Source organism: Treponema sp. OMZ 805 (assembly GCF_050937395.1).
Lineage (GTDB): Bacteria > Spirochaetota > Spirochaetia > Treponematales > Treponemataceae > Treponema.
This window is the reverse complement of the sequence record NZ_JACCLP010000001.1, coordinates 26973-46531: the sequence shown is the minus strand read 5'-3', so window position 1 is coordinate 46531 and position 19559 is coordinate 26973. Positions and strand designations below refer to the sequence as shown.

Annotated in this window: 16 protein-coding genes; 13 read left to right on the top strand and 3 right to left on the bottom strand. The window is 46.4% G+C overall.

Features of this window, described 5'->3' with window-relative positions; translation table 11 throughout:
* The first annotated feature begins 87 nt into the window (after positions 1-87).
* Positions 88-750, top strand: coding sequence for a tetratricopeptide repeat protein (locus HGH47_RS00210; RefSeq protein WP_371922046.1), 663 nt, complete (start codon positions 88-90; stop codon positions 748-750).
* Between the two features lie 10 nt (positions 751-760).
* On the opposite strand, the gene HGH47_RS00205 is transcribed toward HGH47_RS00210, so the two are convergent.
* The 3 genes from HGH47_RS00205 to HGH47_RS00195 are packed head-to-tail and all read right to left on the bottom strand — an operon-like array spanning position 761 to position 6253.
* On the bottom strand, positions 761-1588 hold the full coding sequence (locus HGH47_RS00205) for a TIGR03943 family putative permease subunit (protein WP_212565270.1): 828 nt from the start codon (positions 1586-1588) through the stop codon (positions 761-763).
* Positions 1585-2619 carry an FAD:protein FMN transferase gene (locus HGH47_RS00200; RefSeq protein WP_432909560.1) on the bottom strand — a complete coding sequence of 345 codons (1035 nt, stop codon included), beginning with the start codon at positions 2617-2619 and terminating at the stop codon, positions 1585-1587. Before HGH47_RS00200 ends, HGH47_RS00205 begins: the two co-directional genes overlap by 4 nt.
* Before the next feature lie 34 nt (positions 2620-2653).
* A complete protein-coding gene (locus tag HGH47_RS00195) occupies positions 2654-6253 on the bottom strand; it encodes an alpha-amylase family glycosyl hydrolase (RefSeq protein ID WP_212565271.1) in 3600 nt (1199 codons plus the stop codon).
* A 160-nt stretch (positions 6254-6413) separates the two neighbouring features.
* On the opposite strand from HGH47_RS00195, the gene HGH47_RS00190 reads away from it, so the two are divergent.
* From HGH47_RS00190 to HGH47_RS00135, 12 genes are all read left to right on the top strand, one after another.
* The gene (locus HGH47_RS00190; protein WP_212566599.1) at positions 6414-7301 is read left to right on the top strand and encodes a fructose bisphosphate aldolase; all 888 of its coding nucleotides are present in this window, start codon (positions 6414-6416) and stop codon (positions 7299-7301) included.
* Positions 7302-7706: 405 nt separating this feature from the next.
* The gene (locus HGH47_RS00185; RefSeq protein ID WP_212565272.1) at positions 7707-9422 is read left to right on the top strand and encodes an ATP-binding protein; all 1716 of its coding nucleotides are present in this window, start codon (positions 7707-7709) and stop codon (positions 9420-9422) included.
* A 60-nt stretch (positions 9423-9482) separates the two neighbouring features.
* Positions 9483-9845, top strand: coding sequence for a hypothetical protein (locus HGH47_RS00180; protein WP_230974402.1), 363 nt, complete (start codon positions 9483-9485; stop codon positions 9843-9845).
* A 113-nt stretch (positions 9846-9958) separates the two neighbouring features.
* The gene (locus tag HGH47_RS00175; RefSeq protein ID WP_212565273.1) at positions 9959-11134 is read left to right on the top strand and encodes an iron-containing alcohol dehydrogenase; all 1176 of its coding nucleotides are present in this window, start codon (positions 9959-9961) and stop codon (positions 11132-11134) included.
* Positions 11135-11227: 93 nt separating this feature from the next.
* Positions 11228-12022: an alpha/beta hydrolase gene (locus tag HGH47_RS00170; RefSeq protein ID WP_212565274.1), complete on the top strand. Its 795-nt coding sequence runs from the start codon at positions 11228-11230 to the stop codon at positions 12020-12022.
* 60 nt (positions 12023-12082) lie between these two features.
* Entirely contained in the window at positions 12083-13360 is a 1278-nt protein-coding gene (locus HGH47_RS00165) for an ABC transporter substrate-binding protein (protein ID WP_253675499.1), read from the top strand.
* A gap of 168 nt (positions 13361-13528) precedes the next feature.
* Positions 13529-14443, top strand: coding sequence for a carbohydrate ABC transporter permease (locus HGH47_RS00160; RefSeq protein ID WP_253675500.1), 915 nt, complete (start codon positions 13529-13531; stop codon positions 14441-14443).
* Positions 14440-15294, top strand: coding sequence for a carbohydrate ABC transporter permease (locus HGH47_RS00155; RefSeq protein WP_253675501.1), 855 nt, complete (start codon positions 14440-14442; stop codon positions 15292-15294). Before HGH47_RS00160 ends, HGH47_RS00155 begins: the two co-directional genes overlap by 4 nt.
* A gap of 18 nt (positions 15295-15312) precedes the next feature.
* Positions 15313-15702, top strand: a complete 390-nt coding sequence (locus HGH47_RS00150; RefSeq protein ID WP_212565277.1) for a thioesterase family protein — start codon at positions 15313-15315, stop codon at positions 15700-15702.
* 189 nt (positions 15703-15891) lie between these two features.
* Entirely contained in the window at positions 15892-16635 is a 744-nt protein-coding gene (locus HGH47_RS00145) for a hypothetical protein (RefSeq protein ID WP_212565278.1), read from the top strand.
* Between the two features lie 86 nt (positions 16636-16721).
* Positions 16722-17648, top strand: coding sequence for an SAM hydrolase/SAM-dependent halogenase family protein (locus tag HGH47_RS00140; RefSeq protein WP_432909551.1), 927 nt, complete (start codon positions 16722-16724; stop codon positions 17646-17648).
* 77 nt (positions 17649-17725) lie between these two features.
* Complete coding sequence (locus HGH47_RS00135) at positions 17726-19549, top strand: putative ABC transporter permease subunit (protein WP_432909548.1); 1824 nt, start codon at positions 17726-17728, stop codon at positions 19547-19549.
* Positions 19550-19559 lie beyond the last annotated feature (10 nt).

Below are 19559 nucleotides of genomic sequence, written 5' to 3'. Positions count from 1 at the left end.
TAATTACAAGCCTCTAAAAATATTGATTTTTAGAGGCTTTTCAATCCCTACGAAAGAGAGGTTGATAAAATGAACATACAACAGAAAATGTATAGTTTTATAAAACGCGCTTTGGTAATCCTTACGGTATTAGCGTGTGTATCGGGAGTAATCTATGCACAAGAAAAGGCGGATGCGCTGAAATTATACCGTACCGGCCGCAGCTTGGACAGCGCAGGACGAGCGGAGGAAGCAAAAGCATCATACACAGCGGCAGTCAGTGTCTGTCTTGCCGAACTCCGCCAAAACCCGCGCAATATGGACTCCTACACCGTCTATACGTGGTCGCTGTTCCGCCTTCATAGATACCGCGAAACGGTAGCTGCCTGCAACGAAGCGCTCAAAATTGCATCAGATGTACGCATAATCGAAACATTAGGCGAAGCTCACTTTTATCTCAATGATTATAAAGAATCGCTCCGTCAAATGGAACGCTATATCGACATGGCGCCTACCGGAGAGCGGGCAAGCGTTGCCTATTTTTATACCGGCGACATTTACCGCTTAACAAAGCGCTACCAAAAAGCCGACATCGCTTACTCTGCGGCGGTACATTTGGAACCATCCAATTCGCTGTGGTGGTACCGGCTCGGTCTTGCCCGGGAACAAGCAGGGGATAAACGAAGCGCACGGGAGGCCTTTCAACGGGCGCTCAATATACGGAAGGATTATAAAGAGGCTGCGGAAGGGCTTGCCCGCGTACAGCTTTAAAAAATACCGATTACGGATAAATGTATTCCCGCCCCGGCGGATCAACTTTCTTTACGGACGCTACGATAATGTACGGGTCAAATCCGGCTTTATACGGTTTTTTTGAAAGCGTTCCGGTAATTTCCACCCATTCGCCGTCGGTTAGTTCCTGAGCGCCGCTCCACTGCGCAAGTAACCCGACGGGCTGCATATCGGCAGCGCAACACGTCATCATCATACGGGCTAAGGCAAAATCATGCTGCTCAAATAATTCGCTGTCTTTCCAAACAGAGCCGACTGCCGTAATTTCCGTACCTACCCATTTATCAAGTTTGGTATAGAGTTCGGTAAGCCACAGAGAAAACGTGTCGTCATCCATAATGATGCGTCCGTCTTGCAGCGGCAGTTGCGGCGGGGCAATTCGACTTAGAGCTGTCTGAGCCGGAGGCGCTGCAGTATATTGAGTGCCCAAAGAATCCGCATACGAAAACTGAGAAAATGCAATACCGGTTTTTGCAGCGGAAACCATACCGGCCAAGGCAACGGCGAAAACAGCAAGACCGAAAACACCTGCGTACCCGCTACGGCTTCCTCCCTCAAACCGGTCAAAAACAGCAGCATATCCGCTATTAAAAAATGAGGTATGCGGTTGCAACCCCTGCATAACGCTTTTAAGTTTGAGCACACCGATAATAAAAAACACCGCTGCGGAAAACAACAGCATGGGGACGTGCCGCTCATGCACATAGCGGTATGCCGAGCCGGAAACAACGACACCGGTACAATACAGCGCAAAACCGAAAAGGATTACCACCTGTAAAATATCTTGCACGCGGGTACTTTTTTTTATAATTTTCATAGAGACGACTCCCTGTCCACAAAGCGGAAAGCGGAATTTAAAATCATAATATTTTTTTCAAGGCTGCCGGTTGTACGGATGCTGTTATCGCCAAAGATAAAGAGCGCTTCCGCACAGGGGATTTCCGCAAGCAGCTTTACCGCCTTCTCATAGCCGAGCACAAAGCATGCCGTCGACAAAGCGTCCGCGTCGGTTGCCGAATCGGAAAAAACTGATACCGCTATCACATTATTCCGTACCGGATATCCGGTTGCAGGGTCGATAATATGATGATAGCGGACGCCGTCCTGCTCAAAATACCGCTCGTAGCTGCCGGACGTGGAAATACTGCGACTTTCAATCGGGGCGGAAATGATCGGTTGCCCCTGCTGAACACGCGGATCGCGGATACCGATATTCCAGCGCTTGCCGTCCGGCCGCTTTCCCACAACGGAAATAGTACCGCCGATATCGATTACGGCGTGTAAAATCCCAGCCTGCCGTACAATACGGGTAAGCTCGTCGGCGGCAAACCCTTTCGCAATCGCCCCGAGGTCAAGCTTCATCCCTGCCTTTTTAAGAAAAACCGCTGAGCCTGTCAGCTGTATATCCCTATAGTCGGTACGAGAAAGCGCCGCCTGAATATCCCGATCTTCGGGCTTCCGTGCATTCTCAAAGCCGATGTTCCAGAGCTTCACAACCCCGCCGATCACGGGATTAAAGGCACCATCCGTTTTTTCGGCAAAAAAAACAGCCCGTTCAAACAGCGGATAGATATCCGCCGGTACATTAACCGCAGAGACGCCGGACGCCTTATTGATATCGATAAGCGTGGAGATTTCGGCATTTGCGCTTAAATGCCGTTCCAGCTCTTCAAGCCGGTGTGTACAGGTCTGTAATACGGCGTCGGCTTCCGCCTGCGGTTTTTCCGTAAATAGTTGGATACTGCACACCGTACCAAGCGCAAACACGGTGCGACTTTCTTTTCTGACGGCAGGCTCACAGGAAGCAAGCGTCAGCACCAATAAGAGAAAAAAACAATACTTTTTCATTTTGATTTCACATACCTTGCACGAATCAACCGCACTACTTTAGCGTACCGGCAAAGAGCTTGAGGTACCGATCTACTTGGTATCCCGACTTGTGGATTGCCTCAGAAAATTCCGCATCAAAGCGGCAGTATTTTTCTACTGAAGCGGCTGTTTTCTGAATGCACTCTGCCTGTGTAACCGGCCGTGCGGCAGAAAGAAAGAGCATCGCTGCCATATCGTCGGCAATCAATTCCGCCGCTTCACGGTTAAACCACTTAATGCCGTCCCATTCGTGAATATGGAGACGGATAATAACATTGGGATCCTGCGCCATCCGATGGACAATACCGGTTCGCCGGATAGATTTTTTTCCGCGGGCATTGTGCACATAATAGAGGTACTTTACCGTATCGGCTTTATTTTCAATAGGATCGATATCAAAACCGGTCGAACGAATCAGCGTCGTAAGTTTTTCTTCGAGGTGCAAAAAGGCAAAAAGCCTTCCGATATTTTCCTCCATCTTGTAATAAACGGCAATATCTTCAACAGCCATCAAAAATACCGAACCGAACGATACGAAAAGCTGAGAGGCCGTTCCGCACATTTTATGAATAAATACGGTTACGGCAGAGGTTGCCGCAGTCAACGGCATTTCTTGTATCAGTAAACCTGAGGCGCAGAGGAGCAACCGGTACATACGTGCACGGAACAGCGTCAACAACCGCTTGACGGATGTTTTAGCTGCCGGAATCCCTGCCGCGAGAAATTGCTCGGCCTGATTACTACGATATGTTTCATCTAAAGCGGTCAGGAAAGCAGCGGCTAACGGTTCAAGCTTGTTGATAAACGATTGGATATGAGCTTCCGTCGCGTGTCGGTTTTCGGTATGCTTACAATCCTTTACCAGTTGAATACAATTCTCCAATATCTCCTCAGAAACACATGCAGCAAGCGAATCGTAGAGCTTTTTAAATTTGATCTCGTTGATACCCATTGCGACATCCGCAACCCCGCTGCCTTTGAGCTTTTCGTACAGTTTCCGATATAGTTCATCCGGAGTGTCGGTTACCTCATGAATATTCAAAAACACTTGCGTTTCAAAACCGTTTAAGGCGACAAACAAACCGCGCTCCGCAATTTCAATGCTTTTTCTGATAAACCACAATTTTGAATGCTGCTCCTGAAAAATCACAAACCGATTCGAGGTAACCGTCAGCTGTAACCCCTGCGCAAGCGTCCGTTGCACCAGCTGTTTTTCATCACCGGAGCCTTTAACGGCATAAGCGGCGGACATATTGATCCAGCCTGCAGCCCGTTCATATTTGTTGTTATAGAGGATGAGAGAACGGGAATCGCCGTACACGTTCGACCACGCAAAGACATTTTCGTTTACCTGCCCGTCCGTCCAAAAATCATAGAGCAGGAAATTCTCTACACCGGAGAACAAACGGCGCTGCCGCATCAGCGGGAAAATTTCCCGACGGTGCCGCTCCACAAGACCGATGTTCACCTGCTCATCGTAATAAGCGCGGCGGTATTCCATACCGTATTTTTCTTCAAAGCCTTCAATTTGTCCGTGCCCGAACATCGGCAACCCCGGCATCGCAACCAGCATAGTACAAACGCCGAAATATTTATCATCCCGCCCAAACTGTGCGACAGCGGTCTCTTCATCGGGATTGTTCATAAAATTGACATAGCGCTTCAATATTTGCGGATCGAACTCGAGGGTATTCTTGATAGTCATCCGGTATTTTGCGTTATCTTCTTTCTTCAGCATATTCATAAATGCGGAATTATACACACGGTGCATTCCAAGCGTGCGAACAAAATACCCCTCCATCATCCAAAAGGCTTCGGCTAACAGCAAGGTATCGGGAGCTTCAACTGCACAGCGGTCTACTACCTCACGCCAAAACTCTTCGGGCAGCCGCTTTTGGAACTCCTCTGTGGAAAGCGCAAAGCGAGAACGGCTTGCGATATCTCCTCCCCGACCCGGCTCAGGATACCACAGCCGCCGGATATGCTTTTTTGCCAGCACCATTGCCGCATCGAAGCGGATAATCGGAAAATTCCGCGCAACGTGCAAAATCTTCCTGATAACTTCTTCACGGGCTTCAGGATTGAGAAAGTCAATTTGAGCGGTATCGTTCCACGGCAGACCCGTTCCGTCGTTCCCGTGATAAATATACCGTGTATCGCCGGTATAGTGATCGACCCGTTTAAACACCACCGCACAATCCGTTTTTGAATAGTAATGGTTCTCGAGGTAAATCCCGACACGGGAATCGTGAGAAAGATTTTCTCCGTCAAAATTATAGCCCGGGAAAGGACTTTCGCGGGTTTGTATAAAAAGATCAGGCCGCTCAATGACCCATTTTGAATCTATGCCGGTATGATTCGGCACCATATCCGCGGCAAGCCGAATACCGCACGCACCCGCACGTCTGCGCAGATTTTCAAGCGCTTCCCATCCGCCGATATCTCCGGCTATCTCATAATCCGTCAAACTGTACGCACTCGCTGCCGCTTCCAAATTTCCGCATATCTGTTTAATCCGCGCACTTGCAGGGGAACGTTCCCACACTCCGATAAGCCACAGCGCATTAAAGCCTGCTTCTGCAAGGAATACAAGCTCCTCATCGGGAATTTGATCGAGGCGAGTGATAGAGCGCTGATACTTTTTGCTGAGTTGATCCAACCATACCAGTGTACTTTTGGCAATCATCACAACATTCGGCATCCATTCCCGGTCAGCGCTGAACCGTTCATATTCCTGCGTCAGATCTTCAAAATGATAAGCATCGTGTCCGCCAGCGCCGCCACCGCCCTGCCAAGCAGCTTTCTCCTCTTCTGAAAGGATATCCTGACTTGTTAAGAGCCTACCGATAAATTCGCCGAGCAAATCAAGCCAGTGCATTTTGATATATTCAAGCTGCCCCTTCAAGCTAAACGGTGCATAAGAAACGGGGGCTTTAAGCAACGAAATCAGATCGATTTTTTCAGGACCGAATACTTCGTTTTGAGACGCCCATTCACAAAGGCTGTCCCAAAAACAATTATACGAAGGATTCGCTGCAAGCTGTTCATCGGTAAAAAGAGGGTAAAAGGGCTGAAATGCGGGATTTTCATTTGCCAGTTTACACAAAATGAGTTCTTCAAACGCACGGTATTTATTTTCGATACCCGATACCGGATCGGTATTACAGAACCAATCTTCAACCGTCATCGTCCCGCCGTAAACCTCAGCAGGAGGAAATTCGATACAAAATTCGAGTAATAAATCGTCGAGATCGGGCAACTGTTCCTTTGCAAGTTCCGCTTGCACAAAGTCATACCCGCTACTAAAAAAATCGGCGCGTACATCCCGCCGGTAGAGGCGGCACATATAATGGAATATTTCGTCGATGAGCCCCATCGCATTCAGTTGTCCTGCTTTTAAATACTGTTCTGGATGCACCGGCATCCCGAATGCGCCCGACTCGACAACCTCGTTATACTGAAAAGTAAAGGCATAAACATCGTTGATATTCCGTATAATTACATTCCCCGTCGATGAAAAGAGCGTTTTTGAAAAACGGCATTTTTCACGTATATCACGATGGATATGAAATTCCATAGTTTGAAAAAAACTATCCACATAAACTTTTTGCATATATTATCCTCGTATGTGCTAATTATATGCCGAAAATCCGAATATGTGAAGCTAGGCTAGCGTTTTTCACATTCATAAGATATACTAATAGATAGAGTTTAGTTTTAAATGCTAAATTATGCTCAATTTTAAAGAATGCTATTTTGCAGGAGGTTTTATGATGGACAAGCAAAAAATAGAACGGATGCACACCGGTAAAGGATTTATCGCAGCCCTTGATCAGAGCGGCGGTAGCACACCTAAGGCCTTAGCTGCCTACGGTGTCGGGAAAGATGCCTACTCCAATGAAAAAGAGATGTTTGATATGGTGCATGCCATGCGCACGCGGATTATCACCAGCAAAGAATTCGATAAAAAACACATTCTCGGCGCTATTCTTTTTGAACAAACGATGGATCGCGATATCGAAGGCATTCCTACGGCAGATTACCTGTGGGATAAACGCGGCGTTCTTCCGTTCCTAAAGGTCGATAAGGGACTTGCAGACTTAGCTGAAGGTGTTCAGATGATGAAGCCGATGCCCGATTTGGAAGCATTGCTGCAGCGCGCTGTACAGAAGCATATCTTCGGTACAAAAATGCGCTCTGTGATAAAGGAAGCAAATCCGGCCGGTATCAAAAAAGTTATCGACCAGCAGTTCGAAATCGGGCTACAGATTGCAAAGCATGGATTAGTACCGATTATCGAGCCGGAAGTAGACATTCACAGCCCCGATAAAGCAAAGTGCGAAGATATTCTAAAACAAGAAATTCACGACCACATTGCAAAATTGCCGAAGGATGTATTGATTATGCTCAAACTGAGTATCCCGACGCAGGCAGACCTGTATAAAGAGTTTATCGACCATCCGCAGGTTGTGCGTGTCGTTGCGCTTTCGGGCGGCTACAGCAGAGAAGAAGCCAATGCCCTGCTGGCAAAGAACCACGGCATGATTGCAAGCTTCTCCCGTGCCCTTGCTGAAGATCTCCGCGCACAACAGTCGCAAGAAGAATTCGACAAAACGCTCGCTGCTGCGATTAAGAGTATCTACGACGCTTCGATTACATAATCGACCTGCCGCATAAGCAATTCATGGGGCTGTCCAAAAACTTCAGTTTTTGGACAGTTTCCTTAGATTTAGATGCGACGTTTAAAATTAAGTCATTACTGTATAAAGACTTAATTTTAAACTCGACGGGGATATCCCGAAAGTAACCAACTTTTGGGACATCCCCATGAATTGCCCGCCCCATCCTTTTGATCTGAAAAAACGCTATGAAACGTGTTCTGCGTTAGTAGGTACATAAGTTGATACTTGTTTGGAACCGCTATTCATGCGGAAAGTTCTAGATTATCATATACTAATGCCTGTTCTTTCCGACCGCGTACCGATTTTTATGCCATTTGACTTTTAGAAAGAGCTGGGAGAAACATCGAAATTGTCAGAGAAGACAAATCCTGCTATAGTTACTGTATGAGCTTTCCACGAAAATTGCCGATCGGCGTACAGAGTTTTAAGGTGTTACGGAATGACCGGTATCTCTATGTAGATAAGACGGAGTATATCACTCAATTAGTAACAAGCAGTCGTGTTTATTTTCTTAGCCGTCCGCGGCGGTTTGGGAAAAGCCTCTTTCTCTCTACATTATCTGCGTACTTTCTCGGGCAAAAAGAGCTATTCAAAGGACTGTACCTCGAAAAAGCTGAGGAAGAACAGGCTGCTCAAGAAAACCGAAGTGCATGGCAGGAATATCCGGTATTGTATCTGGACTTTAATACCGGTAACTATGCTGCCACTGATGATTTGAGTATCAATCTCAATAATCATCTATGCAAATGGGAAGAGCTTTATGGTTCTAAACCATCTGAACAAAACTTTGCGCTCCGTTTTGCTGGGATTATACAACGTGCATATCAGCAGACCGGCAAGCAAGTAGTTATTCTGGTAGACGAATACGACAAACCGCTTTTGCAAACGATGGGTGTAAATGAAGCATTGAATGAGCAATACCGAAACGAACTCAAAGCATTTTACTCCGTCATTAAAACCTGCGATGAATATATCCGCTTTGCCTTTCTCACCGGCGTTACCAAATTCAGCAAAATCAGTATTTTTAGCGATTTGAATAATCTCCGGGATATATCACTGGAAAAACACTATGCAGGCATTTGCGGAATCACCCAAAAAGAATTGGAAGCAAATTTTCAACCTGAAATACAAGTGCTTGCCGATGAGCAAAGCTTAACCTATCAGGAAACATTGACCGCCTTGCAGCAATGGTATGACGGATACTGTTTTTCACCTGCAGGGGAAGGCATGTATAATCCGTTTAGCTTATTAAATGCGTTTGCAAAGGAGCGATTCGGAAGCTACTGGTTTGAAACGGGAACGCCGACGTTTTTGGTCAATTACCTCAAAGAAACACACTACTTTATTCCTGACTTGGATGGAAATATTGAACTTGATGAAGAAGGCTTGCAAACCTATCGGGCGGTAGCACAGGATACGCTTCCTATTCTGTTTCAAGCGGGATACCTGACTATCAAAGAATATATAAAAGATGTACGGCTGTATCGGCTGGGCTTTCCGAATAATGAGGTACGGTACGGTTTTTTGCATAATCTTTTACCAGCGTATTCAGGTTTACCGCTCGGTGATACAGGCAAGTCGGTATGGCAGTTTGTACAAGACATCCGTGAGGGGAAAGTTGACTCTTTTATGGAACGGATGCAAGCGATTATCTCAAGCATACCGTATGATATTAGCGAAGGAAACCTCACAATCAGAATCGCCATGGATGGCGATGGTTCCATGCAGAAACAAGTTTGCCATGCAAACTTGCAGCTCAAAGATGTACACGGATGTACATCTTTGAGCAAGCTGCGGGAGCAAAACTATCAGACTGCGGTGTACCTTATCTTTGCACTGATGGGGCAGTTTGTGCAGACGGAAGTGCAGTGTTCGACAGGACGGACTGATTGTATTGTACAAACAGTGGATGCTGTGTATATCTTCGAGTTTAAACTCTCCGGAAATGGCAGTGCGGAAGATGCAATCGCGCAAATACAAAAGCAAAACTACATCGCAAAGTATAAGACAGAGGGAAAAAAGATTGTGCTGATTGGGACGAGCTTCAGTGAAGAAACGAGGACGATTAAGGATTGGAAAACCGAGGTGCTTGAAAAATAAATTGCAGAGGCGATTGATTCCAATTATTTGGTGCGGGCAATGTATAAGCAGCAGCACAATATGAAGATTCCTAAAGAATTGATTCCGTACTGCCCGGTATGCGGCAAGCCGATGAATATGAATCTGCGAGCGGATGATACGTTTGTCGAAGATGCCGGTTGGCAAATTGCCGCCAAACGCCATGCCGATTTTCTTACGGCATACAAAAACAGCCGCATCCTCTTTTTAGAACTCGGCGTTGGAGCAAACACACCCGGGATTATCAAATATCCGTTCCAACACATGGCGGCACATAATCCGCAGTCGGTCTACGTGTGCATCAATTACGGAGAGGCGTTTTCACCGCAAGAAATCGAGCAGCGTTCAATTTGCATCAACGGAGATATCGGTGAGGTGATAACGGAGTTGCTAGAACAGCATTAACTTTTAAAAACAGCAGAAAACCACGGAAAATACCGCAGGATAGCATAATCATCTAATCTATGATAAACTTTATCTCACTATACTAACTAAAAGATTGCCAGAGGGAGGCTATAATGTTTAATTTTGTTTTTGATGTACCGGTAAAGATACTGTTCGGGAAAGGCAGTGTCGAAGGGCTTGCCGATGAGATAGTAAAATACGGCAATAGGGTGTTACTCTGTTACGGCGGCGGGAGTATCAAGAAAATCGGCCTTTACGATACGATAACCGCACAGTTAAAATCAAAAGGTATTTTTTATGCGGAACTATCCGGCATTTCTCCCAACCCGCGGATAGAAGAAGTTGAAAAAGGAATCGCGCTGGTACGGGAACATAAGCTTGATTTTATCCTTCCTGTCGGCGGCGGAAGTTCCATCGATTGTGCTAAGGCAATCGCTGCCGGTGCGCACTATAACGGCGACCCGTGGGACATTGTTACCCGGAAGGCATCAGCGGAGAACGTCCTCCCGCTCGGTACTGTCTTAACCCTTGCAGCGACGGGTTCCGAAATGAATTGCGGAGCCGTTATTACTAACTTTAAAACCAAGGAAAAGCTCGGCTTTGAAGTTCCGCTTGTAATGCCTAAGTTCTCCGTGATGGATCCGTGCTACACCTTTTCGGTACCCAAAGCGCATACGGCTGCCGGTACTGCGGATATTATGAGCCATACCTTTGAAAGTTATTTTTCGTTGGACGATGGGGCTTACTTACAAGACCGGTTCGCCGAAGCGGTACTCAAGACTTGTATCCATTACGGACCCATTGCGCTGAATGACCCCGATAATTATGACGCCCGCGCCAATCTGATGTGGGCAGGAACATGGGCAATCAACGGTTTGTTAGGTTGCGGAAAGATGACGATGTGGTCGGCTCACCCGATGGAGCATGAACTGAGCGCCTTTTACGACATTACACACGGAGTAGGACTTGCAATCCTGACCCCCCACTGGATGCGGCACGTATTGAACGACAATACCGTACATAAGCTTGCCGAATACGGCATCAATGTGTGGGGATTGCCCGCAGATGCGGACGTATACAAAACAGCAAACGCCGCTATCGATAAGACGTCGGAATTTTTTGCATCGCTCGGCATTCCGATGACGCTGCACGAAGTGGGGATCGGTGAAGAACATCTTAAAGAGATGGCCGAAGCTGCTGTGATGCACCGGAGCCGCAGCGGAAAAATCCGCGGTTTCCAAACCTTAACGGCAGCTGATGTTCTTGCAATTTATAAGGCTGCGCTGTAAAAAAAATTTGAAAATGATAGGAAAATGGGGCTGTCCAAAAACTGAAGTTTTTAGACAGTTTCCTTAAGCTTTAGATGCGATAAGAAAAGTACCATGGCACTTGTTTATACCGAAGTTTTTGCACAATCATTTATGCGTCCGGTTTCACTGTGCGCAATTATTCCGGCGGAGGACAGCGCACCCGATGCCTCCGGTAACAAGCCGCAGGCGCAGGAAAACCGTCCGCTCAAAACGCTCTATCTGCTGCATGGGTTATACGGCTGCCATACGGACTGGCTCACGCTCACAAACATACGGCGCTACGCAACGGAAAAGCATATTGCCGTCATCATGCCGACGGCGGAAAATGCGTTTTATATCGACGGTAAACTTCCCGGGCAGCAATATGGCGCCTTTGCCGGGGACGAGCTGATACGACTGACACGGAGACTGTTTCATCTTTCAGCGGAGCGGGACGATACCGTTATCGCGGGACTTTCGATGGGAGGAGCCGGAGCGATACGAGCAGCGTGTTTGTATCCGCAAAACTTCGGAGCCGCCGCGGGCATTTCCTCCGCTTTCTTGACGCGGGAGCAGCTTTCACCCGAACATCCCGTCTTTACCCCCGAATGGGCGGAGGGCATATTCGGCAGCATAGAGAATATGGAAAGCGAGTATAAAAATGCGGTACTCAAAATGAAAAAATCTATGCAAAGAAAAGTATACCCACGGCTCTCCCTTGAATGCGGCACATCGGACAGTTTAATCGGTGTCAACCGCGACTTCCACCGTTTTTTACTGGAAAACGGCATCGCGCATTATTATGAAGAAAGCGCAGGTGGGCACGAATGGGCGCTGTGGGACAGCGGAATTAAAAAGGTTATTAACCGTTTTTTTAAAATCGGTTAAAATAGGAAAACCTCTAAAAATCCAACCGAATTTTTAGAGATACCTAAAAAAAGGAGGCAAATGATGAAAAATAAAATCATTGCAGCTTTGGCAGCGTTTTTTCTCTTGACACCGTTGGCATTAACAGCCATGGGTTCAAATGAAAAAGGCACCGGTTCCGGCGAGAAAGTTACGCTGGAATTTTGGACATGGCGTACCGAGGATGTCGAATTCTATGAAAAGGTGATTAAAGCCTTTGAAAAAAAGCACCCGAACATCACCGTAAAACAAACCGCCATCAAAAACACCGAGTACAACACGATTGTAAGCGCATCGCTGCAAGGCGGCGGCGGACCGGATGTCTTTATGGGCAGAGCCTACGGCGGTTTACAGACCCTTGCGGACAGCGGATATCTCCTTGCGCTCGACAACCTTATCCCCAATTTAAAAGACTATTCCGAACCGGCAAAGCAGGGAGCACGGAGCGTTAAAGACGGAAAAATATACGGTCTACCTGCGTTAAGCCAAGCGATCTTCTGCTATTACAACAAAGCCATCTATAAAAAACTCGGATTAAAAGTTCCGACAACATGGAATGAATTTATTTCCAATCTTGAAGTATGCAAGAAGAACGGAATTACCCCGCTTGCAAACGGTTCAAAAGACGGATGGACGGTAGAAACGCTGTTAGGAGGCGTCGGCCCCAATTTCTACGGCGCTAACGACTTTTTCAATGCAGTCGTTGCCGGTAAAACCACCTTCGAAGATCCCCGCTTTGTCGATGCGGTTAAAAGAATCGGCGCCTTACGCCCCTATATGCCGGAACTGTTCACCGGTGTCGGCTATACCGACATTCAAGGCGCTTTTATGAACGAAATGGCCGCACACATGATCGGCGGTTCGTATGAAGCCGGTACCTTTAAGGCGAACAATCCTTCCCTTGATTTCGATGCGTTCCCCGTACCGGGTACAACGGCAGGAAAACAGTATGTTACCTTCTATGCCGATATGAACTGGGCAGTCAATGCCGGAACCAAGCATAAAGAAGCGGCGCTCACCTTCCTGCAATTTCTCGGATCTACCGAGGTAGGCAATATGTTGATCTCCGATCTTAAAATGATCAGCTCAACCCCTGGTGTTGATACCTCGTTGGATCCGTTTGTCGGAAAAGTCATCACGATGATGAAAAACAGCACCAGCTATATCTTCCTCGTTCCGTTCCGCTATGAGCAGCCGACCGGTTCGGCACTGTGGCAGGCCGCAGGACAGGGGTATTTGGCAGGTACGTTAACTGCAGAACAAGCCTGTAAGAACGTACAAACCGGTATCGCTACCTACTATAAACCTTTTCAACAATAAACGTTCGGAGCAATCGAATCAGACCGGTATGTAGATGAATATCGCAGAATCAATGGGCTGTGAGACCATTTGAGCCGCGAAGCGGCGAAATTCTGGTTGAACAACCCATTGATTCTGCGGGGCTACTAAAAAGGAGTCTGATGCGATTGCTCCGGGTAATATAACAGTATGATAACGTCAAAAACAAGTAAATTTTTATGGATTGCGTTTTTCGTAACGCCTGCGCTGCTCATTGTCAGCGTTTTTATTTTACTGCCGCTTTTTATGAGCCTGTTCAACAGTTTCTTTGACTGGAATCAGCTACTCCGCGGCTCGTTCACCGGATTGGGTAATTTTAAAAAGTTGTTTTTTACCTTTCCGTATAATGAACGCTTTTGGAATGCGTTAAAGCACAACGGCATCTGGTTCTGTTGTACGATGCTCATTCAAAACAGCCTCGGATTGCTGTTCGGGTATGCATTAAGTAGAAAGATTGCAGGGCATGGCTTTTTTAAGCGCGTGTTTTTTATACCGGTACTTTTTTCCATTGTAGCGGTCGGTTTTTTGTGGGGTATGTATTTAAAGAGCGACGGACTTGTCAACAGCTTTTTGAACCTCATCGACCTCTCCTCTCTCCGGCGGGCATGGCTCGGCGATGAAAGCACGGCAACCTTTGCCATTATCGCAACCAACATTTGGCGCTGGGTAGGCTTTCCTTCACTCGTATTCCTTGCAGCCATCGACTCAATCGATCAAAGCTGTATCGAAGCCGCATACATAGACGGCGTAAGCGAAGTAGGCTTATTTTGGAAAATCATATTTCCACTCATCATTCCATCCATAACGGTTATCACGGTACTAACCGTCATCGGCAGCTTAAATGTTTTTGAACAGATATACACCATGACCGACCTCGGCGGCGGACCGAACTACAGCACCGACACCATCGGTACGCTTTTTTACCGCACAGCCTTCGGTTCGGTCGATACGGGTAACCCCGAAATCGGTATCGGCAGTACCATCGCTGTTATAATCTACATTATGACCTTTTGTATTTCGCTCGTATCCGTCGCAATCGGAAAAGCAAAGGAGACACAGGTATGAACATGAATTGGCGCATTAAAACTGCCTCTCCGATAAAGAGCCTTGTAATCGGCGGTATTTTAATACTGATGATTGTCTATGTTATTTTGATTGCGTATCCGCTTTTTAATATGGTCATATCCTCGCTAAAACCCACACGGGAGATTCTCCAACACCCGTTCGCCTTACCGGCAAATCCCGATTTTTCTTCGTACAAACGGGTTTGGATTGATATGGGGTTCAGTACCTTCTTTCTCAACAGCATCATCGTAACGGTATCCTCTATGGTATTAGTGCTGCTGTTCGGTTCGATGGCATCTTATGCTATCAGCCGCTACGTGTTCAAAGGGAATACCCTGTTGTATATGATCTTTTTAAGCGGTATTATGCTGCCGCTCAAAGCCGCTATTATCCCGCTTTTTATGATTATCAGAAAACTTGGGCTTATGGATAACTTTTTGTCGGTTATCTTCATTTTTACTGCAATGGGTATTCCCTCGACGATATTTATCCTTTCCGGTTTCTTTAAGGCTATTCCGGCAGACCTTGAATATGCTGCGCGAATCGACGGATGTAACGACTTTGCAATTTACAGCAAAATTATGATGCCGGTCATCGCACCCGGGATTGCGTTGGTAACCATCTACAATGCGGTTCCTATTTGGAACGACTTCTTTTTCCCGCTCGTCTTTTTACATAATAGAAGTTTGAAAACCCTACCGGTCGGCCTCAGTACCTTTTTCGGTCAGCACAGTACCAACTGGACGCTCCTCTTTACCGGATTAACTGTAGCCATCTTACCGATGATGATTCTCTATTTATTTATGAGTAAGTATTTTATTAAGGGAATGACCGCCGGTGCAATAAAGTAGTAGGTGTAGGAGGTTGATATGAAAGTCGGAATTAAAGGAGATACTTGCTTTACCGTTACAAAAGAAATGTTGGCCAGTCAAGACGGTGACGATACGCTTGAGGTGTTTTCGACGCCGAACATGGTTTTAAAAATTGAGCGGACTGCAGCACTCAGCGTACTTCCATTCTTGGAAGAAGGATATACGATGGTCGGGGTAAAAGTTGACATTCAACATACTGCAGCAACCCTTGAAGGGATGAAAGTGTATGTCCATACCGAACTGATAGACATCAGTGAGAATGGAAAATTCTTGACTTTTAAAGCGGAAGTATCAAACGATAGAGGAATTATCGGCAGCGGCACCCATGTACGGGCAATTGTCAATAAAAAACGCTTTATGGAAAAACTCCGAGCTTGCAGCACATAATGATATTCACTGGTTTTTACCTACTCACCTGATGCGTTTACCCTGTGACATCGATGCAAAGACATCGATGCAAAGACCTTGCATTAAGAGAATGTTTTCCGTACAATGCGGGATAAAAAGATATGCTAAAAAGTGCCGTCTAACTAATCCTTGCATAGCTTTTTAGCTCAAGTTTTTATAGGAGTTATTATGAAACGTATTACCCCCCTGTGTTTATTGCTTGCAACGCTCGGTATTGTCCTTTTGAGCGGTGCCTGTGCCTCTACGTCAAAAAAGCATGATCCCGACTTCCTCGGCAATTATCCGGTTCAGTCGTTAGGTGTACTGCATCTCAATATAGTAAAACGTTATTCCAACGATTTACTGCCACGCGACATCAGCTTTGTTTTTGAGCCGTCAACCAACACTGTTAAATTCCATCATAAAATGATGGGAGATAATATTTGGATTTCCTTAAAAAAGAAAGAGCGTGTACTTCTACGGGATGCTATTGAACAATACCTCGCAGCCTTCGCAGATAAAACACTGACTCTTGAAGGTGCAAAGAAAAAAGGAGCATTTGGAAAAACCAATGTCGTAATGACGTGGGGATTATTCGGTGGAGCACATGAAGCGCTCCCAACGTTGCGGTTCGATTATCAGTTTATTACTCCGCAGCGACCGTATTTCATTCTTGCCAATGCGACAACGCAAGCGAGCGACGGCGCTAACTGCCCTGCAATACGGATTGCAATTTCACCCGCACAATGTCAAGATGTTTTAAAAGCATTAGACGAAAAAGCACTTTTACAACTTGTAGAAGAATTAAAAGCCGACTATGACAAATACGATGAATTCGATTCAAATACATCGGCCGTTAAAAACATAGAAAATGTCCCCGAAGGAAGCGATACCCCTGTAAAGCAGGACGACGTTTCTTTTGATGAGTTTTAAAAACTCTCATCAGCTGATGGACATCCTTGTCCACCAGCTGATGAGATCAACTTTGTAAAAGTAAAGTTGGTTTTATAGGAGGAATTATGTGCAGTAAAAGGTTATTCGGTTTGGCTGCAGCGGGTATGCTGATAATTGCAATCGGTATTTCCGGCTGTGCGGGAACGCCCCGAAATTCTCGACCGTTGGTATTTCAAACGGACTTCGGATTAAAGGACGGAGCTGTCTCGGCAATGAAGGGGGTTGCTTTTACTCAATCGGCTGCGATTCCGCTCTACGATCTTACCCACGAAATACCGGCTTACAGTATCTGGGATGCAGCGTATCGACTTTTTCAGACAGTAGAATACTGGCCGGCAGGTACCGTTTTTGTATCGGTAGTTGATCCCGGTGTCGGTACCGACCGCGATTCGGTTGTCTTAAAGACTAAGACAGGTCACTATATTGTTACCCCTGACAATGGAACACTTACGCTTGTTGCAGACCGGTTAGGAATTGCGGAAGTCCGTTTAATCGATGAAGCGGTGAACCGCCGGAAAAATTCCGAAAAGAGTTATACCTTCCACGGACGTGATGTATACGCCTTTACCGGTGCACGGCTCGCAGGGGGGATTATCAGCTTTGAGCAAGTGGGACCGGCAAAAAAAGAAATTGTCCGACTTCCTTACGAGAAACCTCGTTTTGATAACGGCTCACTGTTAGGCACTATCCCCGCCCTCGATGTGCAGTATGGAAATGTGTGGACAAATATCAGCCGTGAAACCGCTGATGCATTAAAATTAGCCGTCAATGATGTCGTGCAGGTAACGGTATTCAATAACGGAAAGCAAGTGTATACCGGTTCTATGCCGTATGTGAACAGTTTCGGTGATGTTCCCGACGGAAAGCCGCTGCTGTATTACAATAGCCTCGATTGCTTATCGATGGCATTAAACATGGATAATTTCGCAGCAGTACATAAAATCGAATACGGCGGCGAATGGACAGTGAAGATCACCAAAGTTACAAAATAACATCCTTTTGAAAATATACGGGATAGCGAAAAAGTAACCAACCTTTGAGACATCCCGTATTGCAAAAGGACATGTATATGCATCAAAAAAACAAGACCGGCATACAGTATGCTGCCGTTTTTAAGTTCCTATTCCGCATCTATGCGATGACGGTATTCGGAATCAGCCGATGGCAAGATTTTATCCGGAAAAGCAGCAGCCGTACTCACCGCGGCAACCTACACACGCAAGGGCAAACGGTAATAACCATTAAAGAAAGAGCCGCAGGAAATAACTCAAGGAAAGAAACTTTCGGCAGCGCTGCTGAAAATACGGGAGAAACTACCTCTATCGTTAAAACGGGGATTTTCATCCTATTTTTAATATACATAGGCGGCTGCTTTATTATGTTGTTCAGAATGCTCACAATAAATCTCTACAAGAGTTTACAGCCGTTAGGGATGCAGCGTCTCTTGTTTGAAATTGAAATCACAGCGTTGTTTGCCTTTCTCTTTATTTCCAATTTTCTGCTGACGCTTTCCACATATTATATCGGAAGCATCGAACAAACGTTGCGGGCGATGCCTATTCCATCCCGTATTTTTTTCGGTGCAAAATTCCTTGCCCATTGTTTACCGGCTCTGATTATTTCGATAAGTTTTTTCGGAGTTACCGCATCAGTATACGGATACTATGAGCGCTCACCGGCTGCATTCTATATAACGGCATTAACCGGCGCCGTTTTTTTTCCGCTGCCGGTTATCGGACTGTGTTACCTTATCAACATCATCGTTATGAGGATGACGAAGATTTTTAAACAGCGCCGATTCGTAATGCTGATTACCGGTCTACTCGGTATCGTGATGGCGCTTGGAATCAATTATTTTGTACAATCGGTCAATATGCTGCACGAGCGTCCTAACTTAGTAGAAGTTCTTACACACACCCGGCAGGGTATTGCTGCCGTTACACGCTGTCTGCTACCCGTACGTTTTTTTGCAGCAGCTCTCTCAGCGAACTCTTTTTCTGCATCGATCGGTTCGTTTCTACCGTTTATCGCGAGTTGTATTGCAATTCCGGCAGCGCTTATCGCTTTGCTTTCGGGAGTGTATGAAAAAACGCTGGACGGGTTTGATGAACAGGCTGTAAAACGGCTCGCCGCTTCCGAAACGGCGAAATTTATCCGCCGCAGATTCACACGACGCTCAGCCTTTACTGCATTACTGTTACGGGAAATCCATATACTGAACCGCGAGCCGGCGTATCTTTTAAACGGGCCGTTCACGATGATACTGCTGCCGCTCATCTACGGCATTATGTACCTTACCGGCTCGCTCAACCTACCGCCGGAAACGGAAGTCCTTATGCAGGGCAGTACGGGGCTTATGATTGCAGGGGTATGCGGCGCTTTTCTCGGCTCGGCACCCGGCATCGCGGCAACATCCGTTTCCCGTGATGCAAAAAACCTTGGATTAATAAAAAGTCTCCCCCTTTCAATAAAGCGGTATATGCAGGCGAAGCTTGCACATGCAATGCTCTTTGCAGGTATCGGTTCTATAATAGGTGTAGGCGGCATTGCGCTTCTTTTTTCGCTAACGCCGCTGACAACCATCACTGCATTTATAATTGCACTCTCGCTCGCCCTGTTCTGCAACCTACTTGCGCTGATGCTGGATACCGCGCGTCCAAAGCTCCACTGGGACACACCCGCAGCGGCAGTTAAGCATAATCTGAACACTATCATCATGCTATGTTCCGACCTGTTGCTTTTAAGCATCACCGTAACGGCAGCAACGCTGACGTCTATGCCGCAGCACTGCTATTTGCTGTGTTTTAGCGGTATTCCGCTGCTCGCAAGCGGCATTATGGCACATTTCTTTTGGCCCTACGCAGAGCGGAAAATGAATGAGATTGAAATTTAGATTACGAAAA